Origin of the sequence: Azospirillum formosense, from assembly GCF_013340925.1 — a bacterium.
Taxonomy (GTDB): Bacteria; Pseudomonadota; Alphaproteobacteria; order Azospirillales; family Azospirillaceae; genus Azospirillum; species Azospirillum formosense.
Map to the genome: position 1 here is coordinate 1 of NZ_WHOR01000403.1, position 3,735 is coordinate 3,735.

Below are 3,735 nucleotides of genomic sequence, written 5' to 3' on the forward strand. Positions count from 1 at the left end.
TATGTGGCAGCCGTTGCCCCCTCCCTAACCCTCCCCCGCTATCGCAGGAGAGGGAGTTTTGTCCCCTCACCTGCGAAGCGGGGGAGGGTTAGGGAGGGGGCAACGGCTGCCACATAGGCACCTCGCCCTCCGCCCCCCATATTCCGTCCCTCGACACAGCGCGGACGGGGCCTGATGCCGGATTTCGTGACGTTGGTGGTGCTGCTGGCCGCCGTGGTCCTGGCGGTGCCGGTGGCCAAGCGGATCGGCTTCGGCGGGCCGCTCGGCTATCTCGCCGCGGGGCTGGCCATCGGACCGGGCGGGCTCGGTCTTGTGACGGACGTCGAGGCGATCCGGCACGTCTCGGAACTCGGCGTCATCATGCTGCTGTTCCTGATCGGGCTGGAGCTGCGCCCCGCCCGCCTCTGGGTGATGCGACGATCGGTCCTGGGGCTCGGCGGCGCACAGGTCGCGGTGACCGCCGTCGTGATCGCCGCCGCCACCATTGTCCTGCTGGGATTCACCCCCGCCGCCGCCGCGGTGACCGGATTCGGCCTCTCCCTGTCCTCCACCGCCATGGTGCTTCCCATGCTGGCGGAGCGGGAGCTGCTGACCACCAACGCCGGGCGCAGCGCCTTCTCGATCCTGCTGTTCCAGGACCTCGCCATCATCCCGGCGGTGGCGCTGCTGCCCTTGCTCGGCCATGGCGCCGGGGAAGTGCCGGACGCGGGAACCGCGTGGCTGGCCGTGCTGAAGGCCGGCGGAGCAATCGCGGTGATCCTGGCCGGTGGCCGCTACCTGCTGCGCCCGGTGCTGCGCGCGGTGGACGGCGCGCGGACGCCGGAAATCTTCACCGCCACCGCCCTGCTGATCGTGCTGGGCACCGCCCTGTTCGCCGCCTGGGCCGGGCTGTCGATGTCGCTCGGCGCCTTCATGGCCGGGGTGCTGCTGTCCGATTCGGAATACCGGCACGAGGTGCAGGCCGACATCGCGCCGTTCGAGGGGCTGCTGCTCGGCCTGTTCTTCGTGTCGGTGGGCATGGGGGCCGACGTGGCCGCGCTGATGGCCGAGCCGGTGCGCTACCTGTCGCTGGCGCTCGGGCTGATGGCGTTGAAGGCGGCGGCGCTGTTCGGGCTCGCCCGCCTGTCCGGCCTGCGCCCGGGCGGCTCGACGCGGCTGTCCACCGTGCTGAGCCAGGGGGGAGAGTTCGGCTTCGTCCTGTTCGGGCTGGCCGTCGGCGTCGGGGCGATGACCGGGGGGCAGGCGGCGACGGCCATGCTGGTGGTCACGCTGTCGATGATCGCCACCCCCTTCGTCTTCGCCGCGGAGGAGCGCTGGCTGGCGCCGCGGCTGATCGTGAAGCCGGTCCGCCCCTACGACACCATCGCGCCGGACGGCGAGCCGCCGGTGCTGATCTGCGGCTTCGGCCGGGTCGGGCAGATCGTGGGCCGCGTGCTGCGGCTGCGCGGCATCCCCTTCACGGCGCTGGAGCAGAGCGCCGAGCAGGTCGACGTCGTGCGGCGATTCGGCAACAAGGTCTATTACGGCGACCCGTCGCGGCTCGACCTGCTGCGCGCCGCCGGGGCGGACAAGGCCAAGGTGCTGGTGGTGGCGCTGGAGGACATGGAGCAGTCGCTGCGCGTGGTGGAGCTGGCGACGCGCCACTTCCCCCACCTCGTCATCCACGCCCGCGCCCGCAACCGCCGCCACGCCCATTTCCTGATGGACCGCGGGGTCACGCATTTCGTGCGCGAGACCTACGATTCGAGCCTGCGGCTGACCGGCGGCGTGCTGGAATCGCTCGGCCTGCCGCCGGAGGAGACCCGCCACACGCTGGACACCTTCCGCGAGCACGACGAGCGCACGCTGATCCGGCAGCACGCCGTGCACCACGACGAGAACCGCCTGATCCAGACCTCCCGGCAGGCCGCCGCCGAGCTTCAGGCCCTGTTCGAGGCCGACCGCGAGGAACCGGAGGGGGAGCGCGACCGCAAGACCGTCTGACGCCCCCCTCCCAAGCTCACCCGATCAGCAGGCTGTCGTCGGTGATGTCCTCGCCGCCGCGCTGCTTGGCGAACAGCGCCAGCAGGTGCGGCACGTCCAGCCCGGCGCGCTGCTCGCCGGACACGTCGAGCACGATCCGACCCTCGTGCAGCATCACCGTGCGGTCGCCGTAGTCCAGCGCCTGCCGCATGGAGTGGGTGACCATCAGCGTGGTCAGCCGGTTCTCCTCGACGATGCGCTTGGTCAGGCCGAGCACGAACTCCGCCGTTCCGGGGTCGAGCGCCGCCGTGTGCTCGTCCAGCAGCAGGATCTTCGAGCCGGCGAGCGTCGCCATCAGCAGGCTCACCGCCTGCCGCTGCCCGCCGGACAGCAGGCCCATGCGGTCGTGCAGCCGGTTCTCCAGCCCCAGCCCCAGCTCCGCGATGCGCTCGCGGAAATGCCGGCGGCGGTCGCCGCGCAGGGCGGAGCCCAGGCCGCGGCGGCGCCCACGGGCGGCGGCCAGCGCCATGTTCTCCTCGATGGTCAGCGCGGTGCAGCTTCCGACCATCGGGTCCTGGAAGACGCGGGCGACCAGCGAGGCGCGCTTCGGCGTCGCCCAGCGGGTGACGTCCACCCCGTCGATGGCGATGCGGCCCTCCTCGGCGATCACGTCGCCGGCCAGCGCGCCCAGGAAGGTCGACTTGCCGGCGCCGTTGGAGCCAATGACGGTGACGAACTGCCCTTCCGGGATCGTCAGGTCGACGCCGCGCAGGGCGTGCTTCTCCAGCGGGGTGCCGCGCCCGAAGGTTACGTGGATGCCGTCGACCGTGATCATCGGACCGCCTCCCTCTTCTTCGACGCGGCTTTCAGCCGCAGCCGCGGCAGGATCAGCGCCACCGCGACCAGGACGGCGGTGACGAGGTTGAGGTCGGAGGCCTGGAGCCCGATGGCGTCCGCCGACAGGGCCAGCTGGACCGCCAGACGGTAGAGGATGGAGCCGACGACGCAGCCGACCAGCGCCCACAGCATCGCGCGGGCCGGCAGCACCGTCTCGCCGACGATCACCGCGGCCAGACCGACGACGATGGTGCCGATGCCGGTGGTCACGTCGGCGAAGCCGTTGGTCTGGGCGAACAGCGCCCCGGCCAGGGCGCACAGACCGTTCGACAGGGCCATGCCGGCGTAGATGTGGAAGTCCGTCTGAACCCCCTGCGCGCGGGCCATCCGGGCGTTGACTCCGGTCGCCCGCATGGCGAGGCCGAACTCGCTGTTCAGGAATCGGGACAGCAGCAGGACGATGGCGACGACCACGACCAGCACGACGAGCGGCCGCACCACATGGTCGGGCAGTCCCAGCCCGTAGAAGGGCGTCAGCACGGTGTCCTGCATCAGCAGCGCCACGTTGGGGCGTCCCATGATGCGCAGGTTCACCGAGAACAGCGCGATCATGGTCAGGATGCTGGCCAGCAGGTGCAGGATCTTGAAGCGGACGTTCAGCGTCGCCGTGACCAGCCCGGCCATCGAGCCGGCCAGCGCCGCGACGAGGCTGGCGATCCACGGGTTGACCCCGGCGACCAGCAGCGTGGCGCAGACCGCGGCCCCCAGCGGGAAGCTGCCATCCACCGTCAGGTCCGGGAAGTCGAGCACCCGGAAGGACAGGTACACGCCGAGGGCGACCAGCGCGTACACCAGCCCGATCTCGACGGCCCCGAAGAAGGCGATTTCACTCATGATTGGTCCTTGGGGGTGTCGTGACAGGCCCCCACCCAAACC

3 protein-coding genes are annotated in these 3,735 nt (G+C 71.2%); 1 reads left to right on the plus strand and 2 read right to left on the minus strand.

The features are described from left to right. Positions 1 to 174 precede the first annotated feature (174 nt). Positions 175 to 1,983, plus strand: a complete 1,809-nt coding sequence (locus GBZ26_RS28160; RefSeq protein WP_174441631.1) for a monovalent cation:proton antiporter-2 (CPA2) family protein — start codon at positions 175 to 177, stop codon at positions 1,981 to 1,983. A gap of 16 nt (positions 1,984 to 1,999) precedes the next feature. Here GBZ26_RS28160 and GBZ26_RS28165 read toward each other — a convergent pair whose 3' ends face one another. Next, complete coding sequence (locus tag GBZ26_RS28165; protein ID WP_174441632.1) at positions 2,000 to 2,797, minus strand: ABC transporter ATP-binding protein; 798 nt, start codon at positions 2,795 to 2,797, stop codon at positions 2,000 to 2,002. Next, entirely contained in the window at positions 2,794 to 3,693 is a 900-nt protein-coding gene (locus GBZ26_RS28170) for an ABC transporter permease (RefSeq protein WP_174441633.1), read from the minus strand. The genes GBZ26_RS28165 and GBZ26_RS28170 overlap by 4 nt, the downstream gene beginning before the upstream one ends. Positions 3,694 to 3,735 lie beyond the last annotated feature (42 nt).

Coding starts and splice junctions, on each gene's coding strand:
- GBZ26_RS28160 (WP_174441631.1), top strand. CDS start 175: ATGCCGGATTTCGTGACGTTGGTGGTGCTGCTGGCCGCCGTGGTCCTG.
- GBZ26_RS28165 (WP_174441632.1), bottom strand. CDS start 2,797: ATGATCACGGTCGACGGCATCCACGTAACCTTCGGGCGCGGCACCCCG.
- GBZ26_RS28170 (WP_174441633.1), bottom strand. CDS start 3,693: ATGAGTGAAATCGCCTTCTTCGGGGCCGTCGAGATCGGGCTGGTGTAC.